This window comes from Bradyrhizobium sp. AUGA SZCCT0283 (assembly GCF_018130385.1).
In the GTDB taxonomy this organism is placed as follows: Bacteria; Pseudomonadota; Alphaproteobacteria; order Rhizobiales; family Xanthobacteraceae; genus Bradyrhizobium.
Window position 1 is genome coordinate 372,677 of record NZ_JAFCLU010000001.1, and the last position, 23,858, is coordinate 396,534.

Here is a 23,858-nt window from a genome sequence, read left to right on the forward strand (position 1 = left end):
GGCGCTGGACCTGCCGCAGGCAGGCCCGGGCCGTAACCCGAACATTGCAATGCAAGGCGCTGGAACGCTCGTGTCGTCCGTCCTTCCCCTCACCGAAGTTCTCGTCGTTGCCGATTGCTGGCAGACGGAGCCGGAGGCCGAGGCGGTGATCCATCGCGCCATCAATGCTGCGGCCGAAATCGCCGATGCCGATGTCGGCGAGGCCGAGCTCGCCGTCATGCTGACCGACGATGCCGGCATCCGCACGCTCAACAATAACTGGCGCGGCATCGACAAGCCGACCAACGTGCTGTCGTTTCCGGCGCTGCAGCCGACCGCGGGCGCGCCGGCGGAGGCGCCGCGGATGCTCGGCGATATCGCCATTGCCTACGAGACCACGCGGAAAGAGGCCGATGACGAAGAAAAGCCGTTCGATCATCACCTCAGCCATCTGGCGGTCCACGGGTTTCTGCATTTGATCGGATACGATCACGAGAAAGACGACGACGCCGACGCCATGGAAGGTCTCGAACGGGAGATTCTCGCGCAGCTCGGCATTCCCGACCCGTATTCGGACCGGGAGCGGATGGACTGAAATGCCGGACTCCGACCCAATACAGGACAATCCGCGCGACACGCCCAACCTGCCGGCGGTGGTGAAGGAAGGCGATGTGCTGCGCCCGGCCGCCGACAACTGGCTGCTGCGGGCGATCCGCACGCTGTTCGGCTGGAAGGCTGGCTCGGTCCGCGCCGATCTTCAGGTCGTGCTCGACACCTCCGCGCCGGACGAGGTCGGCTTTTCCGCCATCGAGCGCACCATGCTGCGCAACATCCTCGGCCTCAACGAGCGGCGGATCGCCGACGTGATGGTGCATCGCGCCGACATCGTCGCGGTCAAGCGGGATATTCCGCTCGGCGAACTAATGAGCCTGTTCGAAAGCGCGGCGCATTCGCGGCTCGTGGTCTACAACGAAACGCTCGACGATCCCGAAGGCATCGTTCATATCCGCGACCTCTTGGCGTTCATGACCGCGAAGGCGCGGGTCGGCGACACCACCAAGCCGAAGCGCAAGAAGCCGTTCCCGGCCGGCCTCGACCTGCGCGCGGTCGACCTCGCATTGCCGCTGGCGGAGGCCAACATCATCCGCAAGCTGTTGTATGTGCCGCCGTCGATGCGGGCGATCGACCTCTTGGCGCAGATGCAGGCCTCGCGCATCCATCTGGCGCTGGTGGTCGACGAATATGGCGGCACCGACGGGCTGGTGTCGATCGAGGACATCGTCGAGCAGATCGTCGGCGAGATCGACGACGAGCACGACAGCGACGAGCCGCCGTCGATCATCCGGCAGGGAGACAATGCATTCATCGCCGACGCCCGCGCCAGCCTCGAAGATGCCCGCAAGATGATCGGCGAGGAATTCGTCACCGGCGAAGCCAGCGAGGAAGTCGCCACCCTCGGCGGCTATCTGGTGTCACAGGTCGGCCGCCTGCCGGTGCGCGGCGAAGTCATCGCGGGCCCGGGCAATTTCGAGATCGAGGTGCTTGATGCCGATCCGCGGCGGGTCAAGCGGCTGCGGATCGGGATTCGGAAAGAGCGCCCGGCGACACGCGCGACGCGCGAGCGAAGCCGACGCGAGGCCGCGCCCGATACCAACGTGCCGCCGACCAATGACAATACGCCGCCGACCCCCGGCGATGGAGCCGGCTCGCAGTGATCCCAACCAGCAAATTCCGCATGGCGGGACTCTCGATCATCCTGGCCTGGGGCTGGAAGCGCGCGATCATCGCGCTGGTCGCGGGCGTCTTGTCGGTGCTTGCGATGGCGCCGTTCAATGCCTGGCCGGTGCTGTTTGTGACCTTTCCGGTCGTGGTCTGGCTGATCGACGGGGCGGCGGCCGGAAAATGGCGCGGTGTGCCGGCGGCGGCGATGTCGGGCTTCTGCTTCGGGCTCGGCTATTTCGTGCCCGGGCTTTACTGGACCGGCAACGCCTTTCTGGTCGATGCGCCGACCTTTGCCTGGTTGATGCCGTTCGCGGTGCTCGGCCTGCCGGCGTACCTTGCCTTATTTCCGGCGCTCGGCTTCGCGCTGGCGCGCCTGATCTGGACGCGGGATGCTTCACGGGTGCTGGCGCTCGCGATCGGGCTCACGGTCAGCGAATGGCTGCGCGGCTATCTGCTGTCGGGCTTTCCCTGGAATGCCTTCGGCTACGCGCTGTCGGAGCCGCTGGCGCTGGCGCAGACGGCGTCGCTGATCGGGCTGTGGGGCATGACCTTCCTCAGCGTGGCGATCTTTGCCAGCCCGGCGGCGCTGGTCGACGGGTCTTCACGCGGCCGAAAGCCCTGGATCGCGCCGGTGGCGGCACTGTCGCTGCTCGTGGCGATGGGTGTCTACGGCGCCGTGCGGCTGTCGCTGCAGCCGACCGCATTAACCAAGGTCAGGCTGCGCATCATGCAGCCGAACCTGCAGCAGGACGTCAAATTCAACTACGCCGCCAAGGCGGAGGTGATGCAGAGATACCTGACGCTTTCCGACCGCGCTTCGGGACCGCAATCCACCGGCGTGCGCGACGTGCAGATCCTGATCTGGCCGGAATCGGCTTTCCCGTTCTTCCTGACGCGGGAGGCCGATGCGATGGCGCAGATCGCCGAGCTGCTGCCCAAGGGCACGGTGCTGATGACCGGCTCGGTGCGCGCCCCGGACGGCCCGCCCGGCGCCCGCGTCAGCCGTGCCTACAACTCGATATATGTGATCGACCATGACGGTGGGGTGCTGTCGGTCTACGACAAGCTGCATCTGGTGCCGTTCGGCGAATACCTGCCGTTTCAGGAGTGGATGGAAAAGCTCGGCTTCGTGCAGCTGACCAAGGTGCATGGCGGCTTCATTCCGGGCGCGCAGCGCCGCACGATGGAGATACCGAATGCGCCGCGCGCGCTACCGCTGATTTGTTACGAAGCGATTTTTCCCGGGAATATTGCGGCGCGTGATGAACGCCCCGGCTGGATCGTCAACCTGACCAATGACGGCTGGTTCGGAAATTCGACCGGCCCCTATCAGCACCTGCAGCAGGCGCGCCTGCGTGCGATCGAAGAAGGGCTGCCGATGGTGCGCGCCGCCAACACCGGCATCTCGGCGGTGATCGATCCGTCGGGACGGATTGTCGCACGGCTCGGCCTCGGCATCGAGGGCGTGCTGGATGCCGGTCTGCCGTCGGCGCTGCCGCCTACGATTTATGCTCGCTTTGGAGATATCCCGGCAGCCATCATTGTGGCCGCCGCCCTGCTGCTCGTCGTCAGACGCCGCACTGCGAAGCACTCTGCCTGAGATTTGCACATCGCTGGTTGTTGCTGGTTTACTAAAAAACGCAGACTGCGCGGTTCCACCAGTTGACAGACAGCCTGCGATTCGCTTTCTGCGGTTGCAAGCTAAGAACAACAACCAGTCACTTCATTGCTCAGATCGACCGCAATTCTACCCGATCCTCCGAGCAGGATATGACGGTCACGGCGCGCCTGAGGCATAGCCCTTCCACTGCCTCATTCCGGCGCGCAATCCCAGGAGTGATGCAGATGTCCACCAAAGCGCCCAATCCGGTTGACAAGTATGTCGGCAGCCGCGTCCGGATGCGCCGTATCATGCTGGGTATGAGCCAGGAAAAGCTGGGCGAAGCGCTCGGCCTTACTTTCCAGCAGGTTCAGAAATACGAAAAAGGCACCAACCGGGTCGGCGCCAGCCGCCTGCAGCAGATCTCCGAAATATTGCAGGTACCGGTGTCGTTTCTGTTCGATGGCGGGCCGAGCGGCGCGGTGAATGGCAACGGCTTCGGCGAAGGCGCTTCCCCGGCCTATGTGTCCGATTTCCTCGCCACATCCGAAGGTCTCGCGCTGACGCGCGCGTTCACGCGCATCGCCGATTCCAAAATGCGGCGCTCCATCGTCGAGCTGGTCGAGCAGATCGCGTCGCGCGACGGCCCCGACCAGCGCTGATTTTCAGCCTCGCCGGTTTGAGAATTTCGTATTCTGGAATATGCCATCATTTCCCGGCGCGAAATTGCGCATCGGGACATGACGCTGTATCGGATACGACATGACGACAGCCAATCCCTTCGACGCCCCGCCGATCCTCGAGGGCATCCGCCGCTGGGTCGAGATCGAGACCCCGACCGAAGTTCCCGCGCAGGTCAACAAGCTCGCCGACCTCGTCGCCGAAGGCTATCGCGGCCTGCCCGCGACCGTGGAGCGGATCGCCGGGCACTCCGGCTGCGGCGATCATCTGGTGGCGCGCTCGTCCTGGGGGCAGGACGCACCGGGAATCCTGGTGCTGAGCCACCTCGATACGGTGCATCCGCTTGGATTCATCCAGCGTCTGCCGTTCCGGATCGATGGTGACAGCGCTTTCGGCCCGGGCATCTACGACATGAAGGGCGGCGCCTATCTGGCCTATCATGCGTTTCGGCAGGTTTGCGCCGTCGGCGCGCGGCCGCCGCTCGCCATCACCCAGCTCTATGTCTCCGATGAGGAGATCGGCAGCCCGACGTCGCGTGCGCTGATTGAGAACGAGGGGCGGAAAGCGAAATACGTGCTGGTCACCGAACCGGCGCGCGACGGCGGCAAGATCGTGACGGGGCGCAAGGGCGTCGGGCGCTTTGAGGTTTTCATCAAGGGCGTACCCTCGCATGCCGGCACCAGGCCCGAGGACGGCCGCAGCGCCATCCGCGAACTCGGCAATGTCATCCAAACGCTGGGGGCGATGAACGATCTGGCGCGCGGCATCACCGTCAATGTCGGCGTGGTCAGAGGCGGCACAAAACCGAACGTGATTGCGGAAGAGGCCTATGCCGAGGTCGATTTGCGCGTGCCGACGCTGTCCGATTCCGACGAGCTCACGGCGAAGATCCTCAACCTGAAATCACGCACCGAGGGCGTCACCGTCAAGGTGATCGGCGAGTTGAACCGTCCGCCTTACGAAAAGAGCAATGCCGGCGCCGCGCTCTACGAGCACGCCAGGACGATCGCGGCGGAGATCGGTTTCGATCTGGTCGATACGGCGACCGGCGGCGGCTCCGACGGCAATTTCACCGCGCCGCATACCGCAACGCTGGACGGGCTCGGCGTCGACGGACAGGGCGCGCATACCCATTACGAGCAGATGTACATCTCCTCGATCGAGCCGAGGACGCGGCTGTTGTACCGGCTGTACCAGACACTGCGATGATATCAGCCCCGCGCGATACCGGCGACCGCGACGCGCCGCCGGATGACGGCGCGTCGGCACATGCGCATGGCTCGTTCTTCGGCCGCCGCAAGGGTCACAAGCTCCGTATCCATCAGGCCGACCTGATCGACAATCTGCTGCCGCATCTGGCGCTCGACATCGGGACGCCCGCGCCGGTGCGGCTTGCCGACCTGTTCGATGGCGACATCGAGGATGTCAGGCTCGAAATCGGATTCGGCGGCGGCGAACATCTGATCGCGGAGGCGCAAGCCTTTCCGAACATCGGGTTCATCGGCTGCGAGCCCTATGTCAACGGCATGGCCAAGATCCTGACGCAGATCGAGACCCACAATCTCGGCAACATCCGCCTCTATGCCGGCGACGCCGCGGAATTGCTGGCCTGGGCCCCGCCGCGATCGCTGGCGCGGATCGACCTGATCCATCCCGATCCCTGGCCGAAGCGGCGGCACTGGAAACGGCGCTTCGTGCAGGACGCAACGGTGGAGGCGATGGCGCGCATCCTGAAAGACGGCGGTGAATTCCGGTTCGTCAGCGACATCGACGAGTACTGCGCATGGACGCTGGCGCATTTGATGCGCAGCTCCGATTTTCTCTGGACCGCCGAACGCGCCGCTGACTGGCGACAACCGTGGGACGGCTACACCATGACGCGCTATGGACGCAAAGCCGAACGCGAGGGACGCGTCGCAGCGTATTTGCGGTTTCGGCGGGTTAGCTAGGCACCGTCATTCCGGGGCGTGCGCAGCACGAGCCCGGAATCCATTTGTCCGGCTGCTAATGTGGCCCGATGGATTCCGGGCTCGCGCCAAGAGGCGCGCCCCGGAATGACGAGCTACTGAGCCATCTTCGCCTTCTTCACATCCGTCGCTTCCCACACCATGCGCTTGCCGCGTGCGCGGCCCAAGAGCTCGATCGGGTCGTGATTGTCAATGTGGCCGAACTGTCCCTTGTAGACGCTGTAGCCGCATAATTCCTGCAGCCGTCGCGGAAAGCGCTTTGCGGTCTCAAGGGGAATGCCGAGCTGCAAATTCTCCTGCTGCCGCATCCAGCCCCAGCAATAAGCGCAGGAGAATGCGAAGCGCCGCTCGTCGCTGTCGTTGGCGCCGCCGCCGTGCCACAGCGCGCTGTCGAACAGCATCACGCTGCCGGCCTTCATCGTCGCAGTGACCGCGTCATATTCCCGGCCGTATTCCGGCGAGGAATCATATTTGTGGCTGCCCGGAATGATCCGCGTTGCGCCATTGTCCTCGCGGAAATCCGACAGCGCCCAGATCGCGTTGATGGTGATCGGAATGTGCGGACGCGGCAGCGGAATCAACTGCGTGTCTTCATGGATCGGCTGCGCCTCCTGCCCGGGTCCCAGCACCAGCGAGCAGAACGACGACAGCAGGCACTCCTTGTCCAGCACGCGCTCCACCACCGGCAGCACGTTCTCGTGCAGCGGCACTTCCCAGAACAGGTCGTCATAGGTGAGGAGATTGTTGATGCGGACGGTCTTGAAGCCTTCGAACGATGTTCTGGCGGGACCGAGATGGTGCTCGCGCTCGATGCGCTGCAGCGCCGTTATCAAGCCCTCGACCAGTTCGGCGCTCGCCGCACCCTCGATGACGGTGAATCCGTCGCCATGGATCCTGTCGGCATGGGCTTGAACGTCCGCATCCGTCAGCATGTCACACTCCCCGGGATGACGCTGTATCGCGTCTTGGCGCGGAGCATAGCGCGCGCGTTCGCTGTTGGGGAAGCATTTTGGCGCTCACCGTCATTGCCTGCGACAAACGCGAAGCGTTTACGCAAGGGAGCGAAAGCGACGAAGCAATCCATCGCTCAGCAAGCGGAGAGATGGATTGCTTCGCTTCGCTCGCAATGACGGACGAGAGACCCAGGCCGGACTATCGCGTCTTCCAGAACGCGACGACGCGCTGGGCGGTCGAGGGCATCAGGCGCACGTAGTTCACCCGCGCGTTTTCGATGTCGGCGGGAGATGCCGTCCGGTTCGGACCGAGCCGAAGCAGGATCAGCGCGCGCACGGTCGCCCATTCGATATCGATGACCTTCCCGGCGATCAGGATCGGATCGTAGCGGTCGCCGCTGATCAGGCGGTCGAGGGTTTCGATCTTGACGCCGGTCATCGCCGACAGCGCGGCGACCGACTCCTCGTATTTGAAGGCCCTGGCGAAGTTGAGCAATGCGCCTTCGCCGAGCATGCCTTCGCGGTGGAGCTTCAGCACGGTGCGCTGCGCCGGCGCAAAGTCGCGCCGCTCCTCGCGCTCGGACGGGCCGGTGATGACGGTCATCGCCTGCTTGATGTCGGCCTGCCGTTCGGGCTTGACGACCTGGAACAGGCGGCGACGAACGACGTCGATGGAGCCGGACAGCAGATCCTTCAATTGCGCAGGCGACAGATCGTCGCGCTGGCCGAGCCTGATCGTCAGCACGCCATCCTGGCCGGCACGCTTGATCAGCGTCGAATAGCTGTTCTCCGAGAAGGCTGCGCCCGCATTGCCGGCGGCGCGCCTGACGACCGCGCGATCGCCGCGGGCGACGATGACGTCGGTGAGATCGGTCGAAAGCGTGGGCCGCTCCGCCATCGCCAGCAGATGGCCCTGGCCCTTCATCGACGCAATTTCGACCAGCATCTTTTCGTCGATGACCGGCGAGCGGCGCAGCAGCGGGCCTGCGATGGCAATTTCATCGTCATGGGCGAGTTGGCCGACCAAACCGCGCGGCGCGTTCGCCAGCATCGACAGGCGCTCGGCCAGTTCGGCGCGCTCGGCAAGTTCGGCATGCGGGACGAGACTGGTCAGGACACCGTCGAACAGATCGACATGATCGGGGCGGAAGCTCGCCGCGCCCTGCAGGAAAAGCGCGCTGATGCGGCGCGCGGCATCGGCGCGGCGCTTGGGGTCGCCACGACTGATGATGTCGTCGAGTTCCGGGATCAGCGATGGTGAAATTATCATAAACCCGCCCAAACCGGCCTGAATTGGCTGGTTTTCCCGGAAATCTAGGCAGCGTTCGTGAATGAAGGGTTAGATTTTGTCGCCCCTCGCAAAGCTTGGCAAAATCGGACTTAACGGGATCGCGGGCCTTGTCGGATTGCGCAAAAACCGCTATATCCGCGGCAACTTATGGTTCTCATACGATCGCGTATTGAGAGTGGGCCCCCCGGGACCCGCTCTTTTTTATTACCTGAACGAGCCCGGCCCAGAAGGGCCTTAAAGGCGCGGTTCGGGGAGCCGGCCGGACCGCCGGTTAAGGCCCGGCCTAAACCCATGCAAGTAAGACGCTTTTGACCCTGGACATGACCGATCCAACTGCTGGTTCCGTGGATGCCGACCTCTTGGCCGAGCCCCGTCTCGTCGTCGAGCCGGGCGCGGCCGCGCGGGTGTCGGCGGTGGCCGGACCGGTGCTGCAGGGAATGGGCTACCGGCTGGTCCGGATCAAGATTTCGGGCGAGGCCGGCTGCACCGTCCAGATCATGGCCGAGCGGCCCGACGGATCGATGCAGATCGAGGATTGCGAGGCGATCTCGCGGGCGCTGTCGCCGGTGCTCGACGTCGCCGATCCGATCAACCGCGCCTACCGGCTGGAGATATCCTCGCCGGGCATCGATCGCCCGCTGGTGCGCCGTTCCGATTTCGAGCGCTACGCCGGTCATCTCGTGAAGATCGAAATGGCGGTCGCCCATCAGGGCCGCAAGCGCTTCCGCGGGCTCCTGGCCGGCGTCGAAGGCGATGCCGTGCGGCTACATCGGGATGACATACGCGCGGGCGAAGATGCCGACGTGCTGCTGGTGATGGAAGACATCTCCGACGCGCGACTGGTTTTGACCGACGAGCTGATTGCGGAATCGATGCGGCGCGGCAAGCAGGCCGAGCGCGAGCTGAAGCAGAATCTCGGGCTGGCGCCGCCGCCTCCGCCGCACGCAAAGAAGAGCGATCCGGCCAGGAGCAACAAGCCGAAGCCCAAGCCCGGCAAGAAGCCCGAGCCCAAAAAGCCGGAGCCGACCAATACAAAGAAACACCGCCTCGCCGCAGAAAGACTACGCCGGGGCGACACCGATCCTACTGAAGGAGACTAGCCATGGCCGTCAGTGCCAACAAACTCGAACTGCTGCAGATCGCAGACGCGGTCGCCCGCGAAAAGTCGATCGACCGCGGGATCGTGATCGCTGCGATGGAAGACGCCATCGCCAAGGCGGCCCGCGCCCGTTACGGCAGCGAGACCGACGTTCACGCCGAGATCGACGCCAAGAAGGGTGAGCTGCGGCTGTCGCGCCACATGCTGGTCGTCGAGCAGGTCGAGAACTCCTCGAACCAGATCTCGCTGGCGGACGCGCAGCGCGCCAACCCGGGCGCCCAGGTCGGCGACACCATCGCCGACACCCTGCCGCCGCTGGAATATGGCCGCATCGCCGCGCAATCCGCCAAGCAGGTGATCGTGCAGAAGGTGCGCGAGGCCGAGCGCGACCGGCAATACCAGGAATTCAAGGACCGCATCGGCGATATCGTCAACGGCGTCGTCAAGCGCGTCGAATATGGCAGCGTGATCGTCGATCTCGGCCGCGGTGAAGCCATCATCCGCCGCGACGAAATGCTGCCGCGAGAGGTGTTCCGCAACGGCGACCGCGTCCGCGCCTACATCTTCGATGTCCGCCGCGAAACCCGCGGACCGCAGATCTTCCTCTCCCGCACCCATCCGCAATTCATGGCAAAACTGTTCGCGCAGGAAGTGCCGGAAATCTATGACGGCATCGTCGAGATCAAGGCGGTGGCCCGCGATCCCGGCTCGCGCGCGAAAATCGGTGTGATTTCAAGGGATTCCTCGGTGGATCCTGTCGGCGCCTGCGTCGGCATGCGCGGCTCGCGCGTGCAGGCGGTGGTGAACGAACTGCAGGGCGAGAAGATCGACATCATCCCGTGGTCGCCCGACATCGCAACCTTTGTCGTCAACGCACTGGCGCCCGCCGAAGTCGCCAAGGTCGTGATCGACGAGGACCGCGAGCGGATCGAGGTCGTGGTTCCCGACACCAACAACCAGCTCTCGCTGGCGATCGGCCGCCGCGGCCAGAACGTCCGCCTCGCCTCGCAGCTCACCGGCTGGGATATCGATATCCTCACCGAGCAGGAAGAATCCGAGCGCCGTCAGGCCGACTTCGAGAACTCCACGCGGGTGTTCATGGAAGCGCTGAACGTCGACGAGGTGGTCGGCCAGTTGCTGGCGTCTGAAGGCTTTACTTCGGTCGAGGAACTCGCACTGGTCGACGTCAAGGAACTGGCCGGTATCGAAGGCTTCGACGATGAAACCGCCAACGAGCTGCAGAGCCGGGCCAAGGAATATCTGGAACAGCTCGAGACCGAGCTGGAAAACAAGCGCAAGGAACTCGGTGTGGATGATGCTTTGAAGACGGTGCCCGGCGTGACCTCGAAGATGCTGGTCAAGTTCGGCGAGAACGACATCAAGTCCGTCGAGGATCTGGCGGGCTGTGCGACCGACGATCTGGTCGGCTGGACCGAGCGCAAGGAAGGCGGCGAGCCGACCAAGTACCCCGGCATTCTCGACGCCAACGAGATCTCGCGCGACGAGGCCGAACGCATGATCATGCAGGCCCGCGTCATTGCCGGCTGGATCACCGAGGCCGAACTCGCCAAGCAATCCGAGCCGGCCGAGACCACCGAAGACCAGACGGCGTAATGCGGGTGTTCCGCAAAGCCGGAAATCTTTTCTGCGCGCAGACCGTGCGCAGATGACAGGAGCCACTAAACAGGCATGCTCGCTTTGGCTGACCCCGATCTCGACCATGGGCCGCGGACCGACAAGTCCGCGACCATGCGGATGTGCGCGGTCAGTCGCGAGGTGCGCCCGATCGACGAGCTGATCCGGTTTGTGGTCGCCCCGTCGGGCGACGTCATCCCCGATTTGAAGCGGAAGCTGCCCGGCCGCGGCCTGTGGGTCCAGGCCTCGCGCCGGACCGTTGCGGAAGCGGTGCGGCGTCACCAATTTAGCAGAGGGTTCAAGCGCAACGTTCGCGCTGCGGCGACCCTTCCCGACGATACCGAGGCCCTGCTGGAACGAAGCTGCACCGAGGCGCTGGCCATGGCGGCCAAGGCCGGTCAGGTCATTTCCGGCTTTGCCAAGGTCGAGGGCCTGCTCGAACAGGGCAGGGCCGAAGCCCTGATTCACGCTTCCGACGGCGCAGCCGACGGAATCCGCAAATTGGACGCTATCGCCGGGCAAAGAAGCGGAAATATCGGTGAATCGCGGGGTTTACCGATCGTTACCGCTTTAACCTCCGCACAATTGGATTTGGCACTGGGGCGGTCAAATGTGATACATGCTGCGCTGCTCGCGGGCCCGGCGAGCAAAACGTTCCTGTCGCGCTGCCAGATCCTGGTTCGATACCGGATGGACGACGACGACAAGACCGGGGATGGCGGCCAGAAATTCTGACTGACGAAGATTGGTTCCGAAGCCTTGCTTCAATGAATGTGCGGATGCGCACAACGTAACGAGATTAGGACTGCTGAATGGTTGATACCAAAACGCCTGGCGACAAGACTCTGAGTGTCCCGACCAAGACCTTGACGCTGAAGCCGCGGGTCGAGACGGGCACTGTGCGCCAGAGCTTCAGCCATGGCCGGACCAAGCAGGTCGTGGTCGAAAAGCGTGGCAAGCGCCGCGTCGGCGGCGACGCGCCCGCGACCGAAACACATGCGCCCGAGCCGGTCGCCGCCAAGGCGGCGCCCGCTGCAAAGGCCCCCCTCGCCCGTCCGGCAACGCCATCGGCCGCGCCGCGCGGCGGTTCGGGCGTGGTGCTGCGCACGCTGACGGAAGACGAGCGTTCCGCCCGCGCCAGCGCGCTGGCCGACGCCAAGGTGCGCGAAATCGAGGAACGGCGGCTGGCCGAGGAAGAAGCCAAGCGCCGCGCCAGCCGTGAAGGCATCGAACAGGCCGAACGCGAGGCCGCCGAAGCCCGCCGCAAGGCCGAGGAAGAACGCCACCGGCAGGAAGAGGAAGCCAAGCGCAAGGCCGAAGTCGAGGCCAAGAAGCGATTTGGCGAGGCCGAGGCCAAGACGACGGCGGCCCCGGCACCCGCTACGGCCCGACCGGCCGCAGCCCGCCCGGCTGGCGCCCGTCCGGCTGCCGCAGTGCCGCCCGCGCGCGCCCCGGGCGTTGCGGCCGACGGTTCCGATGAAGACGAAGGTCCGCGCCAGATTCGCCGCGGCCCCGGCGGCGCCATGCGCCCCGCGGTGCCCCCCAAGACCACCCACAAGCCGGCCCCGCAAAAGGAACGCGGCCGCCTGACGCTGGTCACCGCGCTCAACGCCGACGACGTGCGCGAGCGTTCGATCGCCTCGTTCCGCCGCCGCACCCAGCGCCTGAAGGGACACGCCTCCAACGAACCGAAGGAAAAGCTCATCCGTGAGGTGACGATCCCGGAAGCGATCACCATCCAGGAACTCGCCAACCGCATGTCGGAGCGCGCGGTCGACGTCATCCGCATGCTGATGAAGCAGGGCGCGATGCACAAGATCACCGACGTGATCGATGCCGACACCGCGCAACTGATCGCCGAGGAATTGGGCCACTCCGTCAAGCGCGTCGCCGCGTCCGACGTCGAAGAGGGCCTGTTCGACGTCGTCGACGATTCCACCGATACCGAGCCGCGCTCGCCGGTCGTTACCGTGATGGGCCATGTCGACCACGGCAAGACCTCGCTGCTCGACGCGCTTCGTCACGCCAACGTGGTGTCGGGCGAAGCCGGCGGCATCACCCAGCATATCGGCGCCTATCAGGTGACCTCGCCGGAAAGCGGCAAGAAGATCACCTTCATCGATACGCCCGGCCACGCCGCGTTCACCGCGATGCGTGCGCGCGGCGCCAAGGTCACCGATATCGTGATCCTGGTGGTGGCGGCCGATGACGGCGTCATGCCGCAGACGATCGAGGCGATCAACCACGCCAAGGCGGCAAAGGTTCCGATGATCGTCGCGATCAACAAGATCGACAAGCCGGACGCCAAGCCGGAGCGCGTGCGCACCGAACTGCTGCAGCACGAGGTTCAGGTCGAATCGTTCGGAGGTGAAGTCGTCGACGTCGAGGTTTCCGCCAAGAACAAGACCAATCTCGACAAGCTGCTCGAGATGATCGCGCTGCAGGCCGAACTGCTCGACCTCAAGACCAATTCGGAACGTCCGGCCGAAGGCACCGTGATCGAAGCCAAGCTCGATCGCGGCCGTGGTCCGGTGGCCACCGTGCTGGTGCAGCGCGGCACGCTCAAGGTCGGCGACATCATCGTGGCCGGCGCCGAAATGGGCCGCGTCCGCGCGCTGATTTCGGACCAGGGCGAGAATCTCGACCAGGCCGGACCTTCGGTGCCTGTCGAAGTGCTCGGCTTCAACGGCCCGCCGGAAGCCGGCGACCGCCTTGCCGTGGTCGAGAACGAAGCCCGCGCCCGCCAGGTCACGAGCTATCGCGCCCACCAGAAGCGCGAGAACGCCGCCGCCTCGATTTCCGGCATGCGCGGCTCGCTCGAGCAGATGATGTCGCAGCTCAAGACCGCGGGCCGCAAGGAATTCCCGCTGATCGTGAAAGCCGACGTGCAGGGCTCGCTCGAAGCCATTTTGGGATCGCTGGAAAAGCTCGGCACCGAAGAAGTTGCCGCGCGCATCCTGCATGCGGGCGTCGGCGGCATCTCCGAATCCGACGTCACGCTGGCGGAAGGCTTCAACGCCGCGATCATCGGCTTCTCGGTGCGAGCCAACAAGGAAGCCGCGGCCGCCGCCAAGCGCAACGGCATCGAAATCCGCTACTACAACATCATCTACGATCTCGTCGACGACATCAAAAAGGCGATGTCCGGCCTGCTCGCGCCGACGCTGCGCGAAACCATGCTGGGCAATGCGCAGATCCTGGAAGTGTTCAACATTTCCAAGGTCGGCAAGGTCGCCGGCTGCCGCGTCACCGACGGCACCGTGGAACGCGGCGCCAATGTGCGCCTGATCCGCGACAATGTCGTCGTGCACGAAGGCAAGCTTTCGACGCTGAAGCGCTTCAAGGACGAAGTGAAGGAAGTGCAGTCCGGCCAGGAATGCGGCATGGCGTTCGAGAATTACGGCGACATGCGTCCAGGCGACGTCATCGAGTGTTACCGCGTGGAGACCATCCAGCGCTCTCTGTAAGTCCAAATCTTGCGAAGAGCCTTGGATTTTATTGACTGAATGTGGCGTCGTGGCCGGACTTGTTCCGGCCATCCACGCCCTAACCCTGATTAGACAAAAGCAAGACGTGGATGCCCGCGGACAAGCGCGGGCATAACGGCTTTGAGAGACAATAATGCCCCGTCATCATACCAAGGGTTCCGCCCCCGGCGGCTCGCAACGGCAATTGCGCGTCGGAGAGACCGTGCGCCATGCCGTTGCCGATATTCTGTCGCAGGGTAGCGTGCACGACCCCGATCTCGAAGGCCACATCATCACCGTTCCCGAGGTGAGGATGTCGCCTGACCTGAAGCTTGCGACGATTTACGTGATGCCGCTCGGCGGCCGCGATACCGATGTCGTGCTCGCGGCGCTCGCGCGCAACAAAAAGTTCCTGCGCGGCGAGATCGCTCACCGCGTTAACCTGAAATTTGCCCCTGACCTTCGCTTTCGCGTCGACGAACGATTCGATGAAGCGGAACGGATCGAGAAATTACTGAGAACACCTGCGGTGCAAAGAGACCTCGCACCCGATTCGGACGACAAGTGATGACGATGCCCACCGCCAACGGCGTGATCGCGGAGCAAACTGCCGATTCGCACGACGCCGAAAAAAATATTTTTTCAGGCGAGTCGCGCGGCGACGACCAGCGTCGCGCCGGCGACGACCAGCGTCGCGCCGGCGACGGCGAGCGCCGCGTGGACGACGGCGAGCGCCGCAGCAACAACGATCCGCGCCACACCAAGCAGCCACGCCAGAACAACCAGCCGCGGCGCGACAAGCGCGACGTTCACGGCTGGGTGGTGCTCGACAAGCCGATCGGCATGACCTCGACGCACGCGGTTGCCGTGCTCAAGCGCCTGTTCCAGGCCAAGCGCGCCGGCCACGCCGGCACGCTCGATCCGCTGGCGTCCGGCGGCCTGCCGATCGCGCTCGGGGAGGCCACCAAGACGGTTCCCTTCGTGATGGACGGCCGCAAGCGCTACCGCTTCACGGTGGCCTGGGGCGAGGAGCGCGACACCGACGATACCGAGGGCCGGGTGACCCGAACCAGCGCGCTGCGGCCGTCGGCGGACGCGGTCCGGGCCCTGCTGCCGCAGTTCACCGGCCTGATCGAGCAGATCCCGCCGCAATATTCGGCGATCAAGGTCCAGGGCGAACGCGCCTATGACCTGGCGCGGGACGGCGAAACCGTCGAATTGAAGCCCCGCCCGGTCGAGATTCACGAATTAATCCTTGTAGAACATGGAGATAACGGCCAGTCCGTGTTCGAGGCCGAGTGCGGCAAAGGCACCTATGTCCGGGCGCTGGCCCGCGATATCGGCCGGATTCTGGGCTGTTTCGGCCATATCTGCGCGCTGCGGCGGACCTTGGTGGGCCCATTCCGCGAGACGGACATGATTCCGCTGGAAGAGTTGGAGGCTTTATGTAATAGAGCCGCGTCTGGCGAGGGAAGCCTCGCCGACGCGCTTTTGCCCGTTGAGACCGCGCTGGACGACATCCCGGCACTGGCCGTTACACGGGCTGATGCGGCAAGGCTCCACAGGGGCCAGGCCGTTTTGTTGCGCGGACGGGATGCGCCCAATAGTAGCGGCACAGTCTATGTCACGGTGGCAGGCCGGCTTCTGGCCCTCGCCGAAATTGGCAATGGCGAACTCATCCCCAAGCGCGTGTTCAACCTGACCGGGCTGACTGCCAGTCCCGGTCGCAGCAATGAGAGAGTTTGACGATGTCGATTACCGCCGAACGCAAAGCGGAAGTCATCAAGACGAATGCCAACAAAGCCGGCGACACCGGTTCGCCCGAGGTTCAGGTTGCGATCCTGTCGGAACGCATCAACAATCTCACCGGCCACTTCAAGACCCACGTGAAGGACAATCATTCGCGCCGCGGCCTCCTGAAGCTCGTGTCGACGCGCCGCTCGCTTCTCGACTACATCAAGAAGAAGGACGAGGCGCGTTACAAGGCGTTGCTCGAAAAGCATAACATTCGTCGTTGATTTGAGAGAGTACGCGCGCTGTTTGCGCGCGTTTTCGCATGATCTTCCGAACAAACGGACTCCGAATTTTCGGAGACGATCATGCGCAAGGGCATCATCCGGAATGGATCATGCCCGACAAACGTCCAGCAGCAATCCGGCCGCTGGACAGGGCAAGATGCCCGTGACTGCCGAGAGGATGGACGCCATCCGAAAGATGAAGACCATGGCAGGATCGCCGGACGCTGATCTCGTATTGCGATCAGCGTCCCGCAATCTTGCGCATGGTCTTTGTGTTTTTGGGCTCCGCTCTCTCGTGAACCCATGAAAGAAACCACAATGTTCAATAAGCATTCCGTCGAGATCGACTGGGGTGGACGTCCCCTCAAGCTGGAAACCGGCAAGATCGCCCGTCAGGCCGACGGCGCCGTGCTCGCCACCTATGGCGAGACCATCGTGCTCGCCACCGTCGTTGCCGCGAAGTCGCCGCGCGAGGGCGTCGACTTCCTGCCGCTGACCGTCGACTACCAGGAAAAGACCTACGCCGCGGGCCGCATTCCCGGCGGCTACTTCAAGCGCGAGGGCCGTCCGACCGAAAAGGAGACGCTGGTCTCCCGCCTGATCGACCGCCCGATCCGTCCACTGTTCGTCGACGGCTGGCGCAATGAAACCCAGGTGATCGTGACGACGCTGTCGCACGATATGGAAAACGATCCCGATATCCTGGCACTGGTTGCCTCCTCGGCGGCGCTGACGATATCCGGCGCTCCCTTCAAGGGCCCGATTGGTGCTGCCCGCGTCGGCTTCATCAACGACGAATATGTGCTCAACCCGACGCTCGACGAAATGGTCGAGACCCAGCTCGACCTGGTCGTCGCCGGCACCGCCGACGCCGTGCTGATGGTGGAATCGGAAGCCAAAGAGCTCAACGAAGACATCATGCTCGGCGCCGTGATGTTCGGCCATCGCCACTTCCAGCCGGTGATCAAGGCGATCATCGAACTGGCCGAAAAGGCCGCCAAGGAGCCGCGTGAAGTCAAGGTCGTCGACGAAAGCGCGCTCGAGAAGGAAATCCTCGGCCTGATCGAGCAGGAGCTGCGCGCAGCCTACGCCATCCCGGTCAAGCAGGATCGCTATGCGGCGGTCGGCAAGGCCAAGGAAAAGGTGATGGCGCACTACTTCCCGGAAGGGCAGGAGCCGAAATACGACAAGCTGCGCATCGCCGCCGTGTTCAAGGAACTCGAAGCCAAGATCGTTCGCTGGAACATCCTCGACACCGGCAAGCGCATCGACGGCCGCGATTCCAAGACCGTGCGCAACATCATCGCCGAAGTCGGCGTGCTGCCGCGCGCCCACGGCTCGGCGCTGTTCACCCGCGGTGAAACCCAGGCGATGGTCGTGACCACGCTCGGCACCGGCGAGGACGAGCAGTATATCGACGCGCTGTCGGGAACGTACAAAGAGACGTTCCTGCTGCACTACAACTTCCCTCCCTACTCGGTCGGTGAAACCGGACGCCTCGGCGGCACCAAGCGCCGCGAGATCGGCCACGGCAAGCTGGCCTGGCGCGCGATCCACCCGGTCCTGCCGCCGCACCACGAATTCCCCTACACGGTGCGCGTGGTCTCCGAGATCACCGAATCCAACGGCTCGTCGTCGATGGCCTCGGTGTGCGGCGCCTCTCTGGCGCTGATGGATGCGGGCGTTCCCTTGAAGCGGCCGACCGCGGGTATCGCGATGGGCCTGATTCTGGAAGGTTCGCGCTTTGCGGTTCTGTCCGACATCCTCGGCGACGAGGATCATCTCGGCGACATGGACTTCAAGGTGGCCGGCACTGAGACGGGCATCACCTCGCTGCAGATGGACATCAAAATCGAGGGCATCACCGAGGAGATCATGAAGGTCGCGCTCGGCCAGGCCAAGGACGGGCGTATCCACATCCTCGGCGAAATGGCCAAGGCGCTGACCAATGCCCGCGCCGAGCTCGGCGAATACGCGCCGCGCATCGAAACGTTCAAGATCGCGACCGACAAAATCCGTGAAGTGATCGGCACCGGCGGCAAGGTGATCCGCGAGATCGTCGAGAAGACCGGCGCCAAGGTCAACATCGAGGACGACGGCACCGTCAAGGTCGCCTCCAACGACGGCGAGGCCATGAAGGCCGCGATCAAGTGGATCAAGTCGATCGCCTCCGATCCGGAGATCGGCCAGATCTACGAAGGCACCGTGGTCAAGGTGATGGAGTTCGGCGCGTTCGTGAACTTCTTCGGCGCCAAGGACGGCCTCGTCCACATCAGCCAGCTCGCTTCGGCGCGCGTGCAGAAGACCTCCGACGTCGTCAAGGAAGGCGACAAGGTCAAGGTCAAGCTGCTCGGCTTCGACGACCGCGGCAAGACCCGGCTGTCGATGAAGGTGGTCGATCAGGTAACCGGCGAGGACCTCGAGGCCAAGCAGAAGGCGGAAGCGCCGCAGCGCGAAGCCGCCGGCGAGTAAGGCATCGCTAAAATGTGAACGAAAGGGTGGCCGAACGGCCACCCTTTTTTGTTGTCTGCCCGAGTTACATTGCCGGGACTGCAGCACCTGTGCGATTACGTCGCAGGCTCACGAGGGTAGAAAACGAAACCCGATCCCACCCGCCGCCGGTAGCTTGTCGCGCGCAGCGGCTTTGGGCGTTCGTTCACGCATATTCATCCAGTTCATCTAAAAGTAAGGAGAAGTCGATGTCATCCATGTCCCGGCGCCATCTGATGTTTGCCGCAACCGGTATCGCGGCCGTTGCTGCAGCCCCACGTCTTGTCTTTGCGCAAGCCGCCGCTCCTGCCCCGGCCGCGGCCCCAACCGGCCCCTTCATACTGCCGCCGCTCACCTATCCGACCAATGCGTTCGAACCACATATCGACGCCAAGACGATGGAAATCCATCACGACCGGCACCACGGCGCCTATGTCGCCAACCTCAATAACATCGCCAAGACCAATCCGCAGTTGGGAACGGCGAAGATCGAAGACATCCTCGGCAATCTGAATGCGCTGGACGACGGCATCAAATTCACCGTCCGCAACAATCTCGGCGGCCACGCCAACCACACCATGTTCTGGGAAATCATGGGCCCGAACGGCGGCAAGCCGGAGGGCGAGGTGCTGGCGGCGATCGACCGCGATCTCGGCGGCATGGAAAAATTCCAGAACGACTTCAACGCCGCCGGCGGCCGCCAGTTCGGCTCGGGCTGGGTGTTCGTGACCGTCGCCAAGGACGGCAAGCTCGCGATCGAGACCCGCCCGAACCAGGACAACCCGATGATGGACGGCAAGCGCGCGTTGATGGGCAACGACGTGTGGGAGCACGCCTATTATCTCAACTACCAGAACCGCCGCGCCGATTATCTGAAGGCGTGGTGGAACACCGTGAACTGGGCCAAGATCGCCGAGCGCTATGCGGCGGCGAAGGCCGGCACGCTCGGCGCGTGAGCGCATTCGATGTGAAAAGGGCGGCCTCTCGGCCGCCCTTTTGTTTTACGGATGACTTCGCACGAACCGCGCGAGCTTTCTCTTGAGGCTCAGGCGATGTCGAAGCGATCGAGGTTCATCACCTTGGTCCATGCCGCCACGAAATCCTTGGCGAACTTCTCCTTCGAGTCCGTGCACCCATAGACCTCCGCGAAAGCGCGGAGCTGTGCGTGCGAACCGAAAACCAGGTCGACGCGGGTGCCGGTCCACTTGACCGCATTCGTCTTGCGGTCGCGGCCCTCATACGTGCCGTCGGAGCCGGCGGGCTGCCATTGCGTGCTCATGTCGAGCAGGTTGACGAAGAAGTCGTTCGTCAGCGTGCCCGGCTTGCTGGTGAACACGCCGTGCTTGGAGTTAGCCGTATTCGCGCCGAGAACGCGCAGGCCGCCAACGAGAGCCGTCATCTCGGGCCCCGTCAGCCGCAACAACTGCGCGCGGTCCACCAACGCCTCCTCGGGCGTCATGAACTGGTGCTTCTTGCTGCTGACGTAGTTGCGGAAGCCGTCGGCTCGCGGCTCGAGCGGAGCAAAGGACTCGACGTCGGTTTGATCCTGCGACGCATCCATGCGCCCCGGCGTAAAGGGCACCTTGACGTCGACCCCGGCGTCCTTGGCGGCTTTTTCGACCGCCGCGCAGCCGCCGAGAACGATCAGGTCGGCAAGCGAAACCTTCTTGCCGAACTCCTTCTGGATCGCTTCGAGCGTCGAGAGGACCGTCTTGAGTTCGGCCGGCTGGTTGACCTCCCAGTCCTTCTGGGGGCTCAGACGAATACGCGCGCCATTCGCGCCACCGCGCTTGTCGGAGCCGCGGAACGTCGACGCCGACGCCCATGCAGTCGAGACCAGCTGGGACACCGACAGGCCAGAGCCGAGAATCTTCGCCTTCAGCGCAGCGATATCCTGCTCGCCGATCAGCGGATGATCCACCGCCGGGATCGGGTCCTGCCAGATCAGCGTTTCCTTCGGCACCAGCGGGCCGAGATAACGCGCGATCGGGCCCATGTCGCGGTGCGTGAGCTTGAACCAGGCCCGCGCGAACGCGTCGGCGAACTGGTCCGGATGCTCGTAGAAGCGCCGCGAGATCTTTTCGTAGGCCGGGTCGAAGCGCAGCGACAGGTCGGTGGTCAGCATGGTCGGCACATGCTTTTTCGACTTGTCGTAGGCGTCCGGGATCGTGGCTTCCGCGCCTTTCGCCTTCCACTGCTTCGCGCCGGCCGGGCTCTTGGTCAGCTCCCATTCGTTTTCGAACAGGTTCTTGAAGAACAGGTTGCTCCACTTCGTCGGCGTCTGCGTCCAGGTGACTTCCGGGCCGCCGGTGATGGTGTCGGCGCCGATGCCGGTGCCATACTTGCTCTTCCAGCCGAGGCCCTGATCCTCCAGCGCACCGCTTTCCGGGGCCGGTCCCACCAGCGACGGATCGCCGGCACCGTGTGTCTTGCCGAAGGAGTGGCCGCCGGCAATCAGGGCGACGGTCTCTTCGTCGTTCATCGCCATGCGGAAGAACGTTTCGCGGATGTCCTTGGCCGCCGCGAGCGGATCCGGATTGCCGTTCGGCCCTTCCGGATTGACGTAGATGAGGCCCATCTGGACGGCGCCGAGCGGCTCCGCAAGCTGGCGTTCGCCGCTGTAGCGTTCATCGCCGAGCCAGGTGCCCTCAGGGCCCCAGAACAGTTCTTCGGGCTCCCAGACGTCAGCGCGGCCACCGGCGAAGCCAAAGGTCTTGAAGCCCATCGATTCGAGGGCGACGTTGCCCGCGAGAATCATCAAATCGGCCCACGAAAGCTTCCGGCCGTATTTCTGCTTGATCGGCCACAACAGCCGGCGCGCCTTGTCGAGGTTGGCGTTGTCAGGCCAGCTGTTCAGCGGCGCGAAGCGCTGCTGACCCGCACCGGCGCCGCCGCGGCCATCCGTGATGCGGTAGGTGCCCGCGCTGTGCCACGCCATGCGGATCATCAGGCCGCCATAGTGACCGAAATCGGCTGGCCACCATTCCTGCGATTCCGTCATCAACGCATGCAGGTCCTTGATCACCGCGTTGAGGTCGAGCGTCTTGAACTCCTTGGCGTAGTCGAACGCCTCGCCCATTGGATCGGACAGAGTGGAGTTGCGGTGGAGAACCGAAACGTCCAGCGCGTCCGGCCACCAGTCGCGGTTCGCGTGTCCGCGTGCACCCGTAAACGGGCATTTGGTTTTATCATCCATGGTCGTCTCCTGATGGTTCCTGGTCGGATTGGAGGCAATCTAAGCACCGCCTTCCATCAGGTAAAGTTGATTTTAATGATCGGACCGATAAGATGATCTGATGATCCAGATGACGCTCAGACAGCTCCGCTACTTCGATGCGTTGGCACGTCACGGCCATTTCGGGCGCGCGGCCGAGTCATGCTCCATCTCGCAGCCGGCGCTGTCGATGCAGATCAAGGAAATGGAGGAAACCCTCGGCGGCGTGCTGCTGGAGCGAAGCGCACGGCAGGTGACGCTGACGAAATTCGGCGAAGAGATCGTCCAGCGCGTCCGCGAGATCCTGCGTTCGGTCGACGAACTCGGCGACTTCGCGCGCGCCTCGCGCGACCGGCTCGCGGGCCGGCTGCGCATCGGCATGATCCCGACCATTGCGCCCTATCTGCTGCCGAAGGTGATCGAGAATCTCGCGCGGATGCATCCGGAACTCGACATTCACGTCCGCGAGACGCTGACGCCGAAGCTGATCAAGGAAGTCGTGGAGGGCCGGCTGGATACGGCGATCGTGGCGCTGCCGGTGTCCGAGCCTTCGCTGACCGAGGTCGTATGTTTTTCGGAAAACTTCCTGCTGGTGCGGCCGGGCGAGGATGAGGGAACGCCGGTGCCGAGCCACGAGACGCTGCGCGAGATGCGCCTTTTGCTGCTCGAAGAGGGACACTGCTTCCGCGATCAGGCGCTGTCGTTCTGCAACATGCAGTCGCCGCCACGGGAAGTGCTGGACGCAAGCTCGCTGTCAACGCTCGTGCAAATGGTCGGCGCCGGCATCGGCGTCACCCTGATCCCGGAAATGGCGGTCGCGGTAGAAACACGCTCGGCGACGGTCTCGGTCACGCGCTTCAGGAATCCGCAGCCGTCGCGAACCATCGGCATGGTGTGGCGCAAGACAAGTCCACTCGCCGCACAGCTTCAGCAAATCTCCGAAGTGGTTTGCCTCGCAGCCGACGCGTTGCGTGAACAGCGCAAGGCGAAATCGCCATCGCGGAAATGAAATTGCGGCCCTGCGAGGCAAGTCCTCGGGAGATACTGACCTTGCCACAAACCATCATTCGCCCCGCCCGGTCAGACGAGTATGACGAGGTCGCCCGCGTCTGGATGGAGAGCTGGGTTTCGACCGGGCTGGAAGGCGCCAGCGATTCCCTGCTGGCAAAATTGCGCGTGCGGGTTCCGGTGGAAGTGAAGAAGGGCTGGAGCCTTTACGTCGCCGACGACAATGGAAGATTGGCAGCGATGCTGGCGATGCACTTGCCCGACTGCTACCTCGACCAGTTGTTCGTCGCGCCGGAATATCAAGGCAACGGTCTCGGGCGCCAATTGCTCGCCTTCACGCGACACCATTTGCCGGATGAAATCTGGCTGCGCTGCGTGCGTGAGAATGAAAAGGCCTGGCGCTGGTACGAGCGCGAAGGCTTTGTGTTCGAGAAGGAACAGGTCGAGCCGGCGACCGGCCGCGTGATGAAATATTACCGATGGAAGAAGAGCGACTGACCCGAGGCGCGCGAAGCATCTTCGTCTTGCACACGGCTCGCGCACGCTCTGGTTTCAGAAACGCCAGGATACGCCCTGCATTGCTGTCGAGTTCGTATGGTTAGAGTATTCACTGCCGCGGTTTTCCTTTCGTGCTTCATCATTTCCGCATCGGCACAAGCCTCGTCTCCGCAGGGAGCGGCCGCGCAAACGGTACACCTGACGCTCCGGTTTCGAAATTCAACATCCGTCAGCCT

The 23,858-nt window shown here is 63.8% G+C and carries 20 protein-coding genes; 17 read left to right on the forward strand and 3 right to left on the reverse strand.

The features are described 5' to 3' along the window. Window positions 1-49: 49 nt before the first annotated feature. The 6 genes from ybeY (at window position 50) to trmB (ending at window position 5,931) form a co-directional block, all read left to right on the forward strand. Window positions 50-574 carry an rRNA maturation RNase YbeY gene (ybeY, locus tag JQ624_RS01745; protein WP_212417445.1) on the forward strand — a complete coding sequence of 175 codons (525 nt, stop codon included), beginning with the start codon at window positions 50-52 and terminating at the stop codon, window positions 572-574. Window position 575: 1 nt separating this feature from the next. Then, on the forward strand, window positions 576-1,694 hold the full coding sequence (locus tag JQ624_RS01750; RefSeq protein WP_212417100.1) for a hemolysin family protein: 1,119 nt from the start codon (window positions 576-578) through the stop codon (window positions 1,692-1,694). A 20-nt stretch (window positions 1,695-1,714) separates the two neighbouring features. After that, window positions 1,715-3,301, forward strand: a complete 1,587-nt coding sequence (gene lnt, locus JQ624_RS01755) for an apolipoprotein N-acyltransferase (RefSeq protein ID WP_212417101.1) — start codon at window positions 1,715-1,717, stop codon at window positions 3,299-3,301. Between the two features lie 245 nt (window positions 3,302-3,546). Beyond that, a complete protein-coding gene (locus JQ624_RS01760; protein ID WP_212417102.1) occupies window positions 3,547-3,963 on the forward strand; it encodes a helix-turn-helix domain-containing protein in 417 nt (138 codons plus the stop codon). Between the two features lie 100 nt (window positions 3,964-4,063). Further along, the gene (locus tag JQ624_RS01765) at window positions 4,064-5,191 is read left to right on the forward strand and encodes a M20 family metallopeptidase (RefSeq protein WP_212417103.1); all 1,128 of its coding nucleotides are present in this window, start codon (window positions 4,064-4,066) and stop codon (window positions 5,189-5,191) included. Continuing rightward, a complete protein-coding gene (gene trmB, locus JQ624_RS01770) occupies window positions 5,188-5,931 on the forward strand; it encodes a tRNA (guanosine(46)-N7)-methyltransferase TrmB (RefSeq protein ID WP_212417104.1) in 744 nt (247 codons plus the stop codon). Before JQ624_RS01765 ends, trmB begins: the two co-directional genes overlap by 4 nt. Window positions 5,932-6,044: 113 nt before the next feature. Here the strand turns inward: trmB and JQ624_RS01775 are convergent, their stop codons facing one another. Together JQ624_RS01775 and JQ624_RS01780 are read right to left on the reverse strand one after the other, a co-directional pair. Beyond that, window positions 6,045-6,881 carry a phytanoyl-CoA dioxygenase family protein gene (locus JQ624_RS01775; RefSeq protein ID WP_212417105.1) on the reverse strand — a complete coding sequence of 279 codons (837 nt, stop codon included), beginning with the start codon at window positions 6,879-6,881 and terminating at the stop codon, window positions 6,045-6,047. Between the two features lie 220 nt (window positions 6,882-7,101). After that, entirely contained in the window at window positions 7,102-8,172 is a 1,071-nt protein-coding gene (locus JQ624_RS01780; protein ID WP_212417106.1) for a DUF2336 domain-containing protein, read from the reverse strand. Window positions 8,173-8,513: 341 nt separating this feature from the next. Between JQ624_RS01780 and rimP the strand changes: the two genes are divergently transcribed. The 9 genes from rimP to JQ624_RS01825 all read left to right on the forward strand — a co-directional run bounded on the left by rimP (window position 8,514) and on the right by JQ624_RS01825 (window position 19,858). Further along, window positions 8,514-9,293, forward strand: a complete 780-nt coding sequence (rimP, locus tag JQ624_RS01785; RefSeq protein WP_212417107.1) for a ribosome maturation factor RimP — start codon at window positions 8,514-8,516, stop codon at window positions 9,291-9,293. Window positions 9,294-9,295: 2 nt separating this feature from the next. Continuing rightward, window positions 9,296-10,906 (forward strand): transcription termination factor NusA, encoded by a 1,611-nt coding sequence (gene nusA, locus JQ624_RS01790; RefSeq protein ID WP_212417108.1) that lies wholly within the window; start codon window positions 9,296-9,298, stop codon window positions 10,904-10,906. Between the two features lie 75 nt (window positions 10,907-10,981). Further along, window positions 10,982-11,662: an RNA-binding protein gene (locus JQ624_RS01795; RefSeq protein WP_212417109.1), complete on the forward strand. Its 681-nt coding sequence runs from the start codon at window positions 10,982-10,984 to the stop codon at window positions 11,660-11,662. A gap of 77 nt (window positions 11,663-11,739) precedes the next feature. Then, complete coding sequence (infB, locus tag JQ624_RS01800; RefSeq protein ID WP_212417110.1) at window positions 11,740-14,394, forward strand: translation initiation factor IF-2; 2,655 nt, start codon at window positions 11,740-11,742, stop codon at window positions 14,392-14,394. Between the two features lie 154 nt (window positions 14,395-14,548). After that, window positions 14,549-14,962, forward strand: a complete 414-nt coding sequence (gene rbfA / locus JQ624_RS01805) for a 30S ribosome-binding factor RbfA (protein ID WP_212417111.1) — start codon at window positions 14,549-14,551, stop codon at window positions 14,960-14,962. Further along, complete coding sequence (gene truB, locus JQ624_RS01810; RefSeq protein ID WP_212417112.1) at window positions 14,962-16,140, forward strand: tRNA pseudouridine(55) synthase TruB; 1,179 nt, start codon at window positions 14,962-14,964, stop codon at window positions 16,138-16,140. The genes rbfA and truB overlap by 1 nt, the downstream gene beginning before the upstream one ends. Before the next feature lie 2 nt (window positions 16,141-16,142). After that, a complete protein-coding gene (gene rpsO / locus JQ624_RS01815) occupies window positions 16,143-16,412 on the forward strand; it encodes a 30S ribosomal protein S15 (protein WP_079540211.1) in 270 nt (89 codons plus the stop codon). 318 nt (window positions 16,413-16,730) lie between these two features. Then, window positions 16,731-18,884, forward strand: a complete 2,154-nt coding sequence (gene pnp, locus JQ624_RS01820; protein WP_212417113.1) for a polyribonucleotide nucleotidyltransferase — start codon at window positions 16,731-16,733, stop codon at window positions 18,882-18,884. Window positions 18,885-19,111: 227 nt separating this feature from the next. After that, window positions 19,112-19,858 (forward strand): superoxide dismutase, encoded by a 747-nt coding sequence (locus tag JQ624_RS01825; protein ID WP_212417114.1) that lies wholly within the window; start codon window positions 19,112-19,114, stop codon window positions 19,856-19,858. Window positions 19,859-19,947: 89 nt separating this feature from the next. On the opposite strand, the gene katG is transcribed toward JQ624_RS01825, so the two are convergent. Beyond that, window positions 19,948-22,098 (reverse strand): catalase/peroxidase HPI, encoded by a 2,151-nt coding sequence (gene katG, locus JQ624_RS01830; protein WP_212417115.1) that lies wholly within the window; start codon window positions 22,096-22,098, stop codon window positions 19,948-19,950. Between the two features lie 100 nt (window positions 22,099-22,198). Between katG and JQ624_RS01835 the strand changes: the two genes are divergently transcribed. Together JQ624_RS01835 and JQ624_RS01840 are read left to right on the forward strand one after the other, a co-directional pair. Next, window positions 22,199-23,125, forward strand: a complete 927-nt coding sequence (locus tag JQ624_RS01835) for a LysR substrate-binding domain-containing protein (protein ID WP_212417116.1) — start codon at window positions 22,199-22,201, stop codon at window positions 23,123-23,125. A gap of 41 nt (window positions 23,126-23,166) precedes the next feature. Continuing rightward, window positions 23,167-23,622 carry a GNAT family N-acetyltransferase gene (locus tag JQ624_RS01840; protein ID WP_212417117.1) on the forward strand — a complete coding sequence of 152 codons (456 nt, stop codon included), beginning with the start codon at window positions 23,167-23,169 and terminating at the stop codon, window positions 23,620-23,622. Window positions 23,623-23,858 lie beyond the last annotated feature (236 nt).